This is a genomic window from Pseudanabaena biceps PCC 7429, from assembly GCF_000332215.1.
Classification (GTDB): Bacteria; Cyanobacteriota; Cyanobacteriia; order Pseudanabaenales; family Pseudanabaenaceae; genus Pseudanabaena; species Pseudanabaena biceps.
Map to the genome: position 1 here is coordinate 1 of NZ_ALWB01000300.1, position 3886 is coordinate 3886.

The following is a 3886-nucleotide window of genomic DNA, read 5'->3' on the forward strand; positions in this document are numbered from 1 at the left end:
AATCATCGCCATCGTATACCTGAGTATGGTTACCTACAAAAACAGGGAATTAACATTGGCTCTGGCTCAGTTGAATCGACAATTAAACAAAATTGGTCGTCGGGTCAAGATTTCGGGTGCTCAGTGGAATCAGCAAAATGTTGCTCAAGTTTTGAAACATCGTTGTGCTTATCTCAATGGCTACTTCTATGCCCCTAAGTATATTTACTCAGTGCCTAATTGAGATGCTCCCATTGATGATGTAGTTGCAGATCTCCCATTCCGCTTGTCCGAAGAGTTTTATATACTCTATCAATGGCATAATGGACTGGATATTTCTGTTATAACTGATGATCTTAGATTTGATTCCTATATCAGATTTTTCTCTCCTCTAAATATTTGTTTAGAGGACTATCATTTTTTGATGAAGCTCAAATGGGATTGCGACTTTGATGATGAAAAGCTCAATCCAAAATGGTTTCCAATAATTAGTAATAATGGTGAAAGCTATTTTTTTACTAAAGGAGCCACAGATCAAACGTCCAGTTCTGAACTAATATATTTATGGGCATCTGAAGATTGGAGTTTTGGACCAAATTATGAAAGTATTGAAAGTTTTGTCAAGTCAATTTATGAGTGTTATATTACTGGGGTTTACGATATAGATGATAATGAAGAAGTTATTTGTACTAATGAAAAATTAGAAGAAGAAATCCATAGAAAGTATAATCCTAATCAGCCTAGTTGGGAACTGAAATTTGAGTAGACAAATTAAGAATGAGTAGGCGATCGGAGATTTTTAGATGATGTTTTAGGCGATGGGTAGTTTCTTGTTTGATAGCGATCGCTTTCTAGCAATGAGTAGGCGATCGGTGTTTTTTTAGATTTAGTAGCGATCGCTTGTTGTTTTTTTGATTGTAAAGGCGATCACAGATTTTGAGATGATGATTTAAGCGATCGGGAATGTCTTGTTTGAGAGCGATCGCTTTTTGATTTGAGAGTGATCGGAGATTTTGAGATGATATTTTAGGCGATCGGGAGTTTGTTGTTTGAGAGCGATCGCTTTTTGATTTGAGAGCGATCAGAGATTTTGAGATGATATTTTAGGCGATCGGGAATGTCTTGTTTGAGAGCGATCGCTTTCTAGCCATGAGTAGGCGATCGGTATTTTTTAGATTTTAGGAGCGATCGCTTTTTCATTTGAGAACTATCAGGAATTTTGAGATGATGTTTTAAGCGATCGGGAGTTTATTGTTTGATAGCAATCGCTTTTTTTCATTGTAAAGGCGATCACGGATTTTTAGATGATGTTTTAAGCGATCGGGAGTTTATCGTTTGAGAGCGATCGCTTTCTAGCCATGAGTAGGCGATCAATATTTTTTAGATTTAGTAGCGATCGCTTGTTGGGATTTGTCATTGTAAAGGCGATCACAGATTTTGAGATGATGATTTAAGCGATCGGGAGTTTGTTGTTTGAGAGCGATCGCTTTCTAGTAGTCTGCCAAGTCAACTTTGCTAGGTTCTATGGATGAGTATAAATACTTCAATTTGAACCTTGCATCGGAACTTGCGAAGCGCCAGTTAACTGTAGCTTTCTGCGCATTGCGCTGGTCTTTCCAAATGATAATCTGGTCTGACAACTCCTCTTTTGTAGCGATGCGACGGTCAAGACACTGACGAGATAGCACAGAGAATTCAATCTCAACTTGATTGAGCCAACTAGCATGTTTGGGAGTGTAATGAAATTCAAGTTTCTTGAGGATTCAGTTGGCTTCCTCAGGCGAGAAGTTTTCGTAGAGAGTGGCAGGATGATGCGTGTTGAGATTATCCAGTACTACTCGAATAAGCTCGGCATCGGGACGATGAATGTCCACTAAAGCTTTCATCTGATGAGCAAAATCTACTTTAGTGCGCTGGATGGAATTGTTAAGTAACCCCGATCGCATAATCTTGTAACGTATAAACGAAACCTAGCGCACCACCTATCTAATTGTCATGTGATAATTTTTATTTTTTTCTTAGTCTCTCTAATAGCAATTCCCAAAATGGCAACACCAAAACGTTTTCGAGGTTTGAGGGGGTTTGCTTGGCGCGTTGATATATATTGAAGGGGTATTTGCCCGTTAGTTAGTTGTCGTTATGCCAAAATGGTTTAATACTGCTGGTCCTTGTAAAGCTGATATTCATTACATGTTGTCGGCTACAGAGCGCTTGCCTGAAATCAAACAATTAATTGCTCAAGAAAACTATTTCGTAATTCATGCGCCAAGGCAGGTAGGTAAGACTACAGCAATGCTGGCACTTGCCCAAGAGTTAACGGCTAGTGGTCAATATACGGCGGTGATGCTTTCCTTAGAGGTGGGGGCAGTTTTTTCGGATGAGCCTGATTTAGCGGAAAAAGCAATTTTAGATGAGTGGAAAGACTCGGCACAATTTCGCTTGCCTCCTGAGTTGCAGCCGCCAGATTGGACTACGGGAGAAGCTGGTCGTCAGATTGGCTCGTTTTTGAGTACATGGTCTAGAAAGTCATTACGCCCTTTAGTGGTATTTTTAGACGAGATTGATGCCCTCAGTGATAAGACTCTAGTTTCCGTGCTGCGCCAGATTCGCTCAGGCTTTCCCAATCGTCCACAGGGATTTCCGCAGTCATTAGCACTGGTGGGGATGCGTGATGTGCGGGATTATAAGTATGCGTCAGGAGGAAGCGATCGCCTGAATACTTCTAGTCCTTTTAACATCAAAGTCCGCTCCTTTACCTTGAGTAACTTTACCCTTGAGGACGTAAGAAAACTCTATCACCAACATACAGATGCGACGGGTCAAATATTTACGCCTGAAGCAGTTGATTTGGCTTTTCATTTGACTCAGGGTCAGCCATGGTTAGTCAATGCGATCGCTAAAGAAATTGTGGAATATATTACGAAAGATCCTGCAATTCCGATTACTCCTGATTTGGTGAATCAAGCGAAAGAAATCTTGATTAAAAGACAGGATACGCATTTAGATAGCCTTGCCGAAAGATTACGGGAAGATCGGGTAAGAGCAATAATTCAACCCATTTTATCTGGATTAGAGTTAGGAGACACGACCGATGATGATCGGCGTTACTTGTTGGACTTAGGTTTAGTGGTGCGAAGTCAGGAAGGCGGTTTGAAGATTGCTAATCCGATTTATCAAGAAGTTATTCCCAGAGTTTTATCTCAAGGAGTGCAGGATAGTCTGCCGATGATTCAACCTAGCTGGCTGAATGTTGATGGAAGTCTCAATGCTGAAGTCCTACTTAATGCTTTTCTAGTTTTTTGGCGACAACATGGTGAACCATTATTTAAGAGTGCTAATTATCCAGAGATTGCGCCCCATCTGGTGCTGATGGCATTTCTACACCGAGTTGTGAATGGTGCTGGGACGCTGGAAAGAGAATATGCGATCGGTTCAGGAAGAATGGATATCTGTTTGCGCTATGGTAAGGTAACTTTGGGAATGGAGTTGAAAGTTTGGGCTGATAAAAGACCAGATCCACTCAAGGAAGGATTAAAGCAGTTAGATAAATATTTATCAGGATTGAGCTTGGATACAGGATGGTTAGTGATTTTTGATCGCCGTTCTGGGTTACCATCACTAAGCGATCGCACCACCACTGAAAATGTGATTAGTCCCGCAGGACGGGAAATCATTGTGATTTGGGGATAGACACCTAACTTATCAACATTTTAACATTTGAGAAATATGAGATTAGAAATATGAGAGCCCAGTTGACGATAGATAAAATCGAGATCGAAAGCATATTGTCCTTACTAGCCACCTATCGCCTACTACCAAACTTTCAACGGGAACAAACCATAGATCGCGAGATCGCCAACATAAGCATTAGCCCAGAAGAGATTGCCCTCGCATTACAACAATTCCA

General features: G+C 40.7%; 2 protein-coding genes and 2 pseudogenes. 3 read left to right on the forward strand and 1 reads right to left on the reverse strand.

Annotated elements, in window-relative coordinates; translation table 11 throughout:
* Together PSE7429_RS21195 and PSE7429_RS21200 are read left to right on the forward strand one after the other, a co-directional pair.
* Positions 1 to 223 (forward strand): annotated as a pseudogene (locus tag PSE7429_RS21195) (hypothetical protein); the annotation flags it as partial.
* A 42-nt stretch (positions 224 to 265) separates the two neighbouring features.
* On the forward strand, positions 266 to 745 hold the full coding sequence (locus PSE7429_RS21200; RefSeq protein WP_040690049.1) for an SMI1/KNR4 family protein: 480 nt from the start codon (positions 266 to 268) through the stop codon (positions 743 to 745).
* Positions 746 to 1630: 885 nt separating this feature from the next.
* Here PSE7429_RS21200 and PSE7429_RS28075 read toward each other — a convergent pair.
* Positions 1631 to 1895 (reverse strand): annotated as a pseudogene (locus tag PSE7429_RS28075) (transposase); the annotation flags it as partial.
* Positions 1896 to 2118: 223 nt separating this feature from the next.
* On the opposite strand from PSE7429_RS28075, the gene PSE7429_RS21210 reads away from it, so the two are divergent.
* Positions 2119 to 3669, forward strand: a complete 1551-nt coding sequence (locus PSE7429_RS21210; protein ID WP_009629423.1) for an AAA family ATPase — start codon at positions 2119 to 2121, stop codon at positions 3667 to 3669.
* Positions 3670 to 3886 lie beyond the last annotated feature (217 nt).

Bases quoted from the DNA above. Each gene is read 5' to 3' on its own strand.
- PSE7429_RS21210 (WP_009629423.1), top strand. From the start codon at position 2,119: ATGCCAAAATGGTTTAATACTGCTGGTCCTTGTAAAGCTGATATTCAT.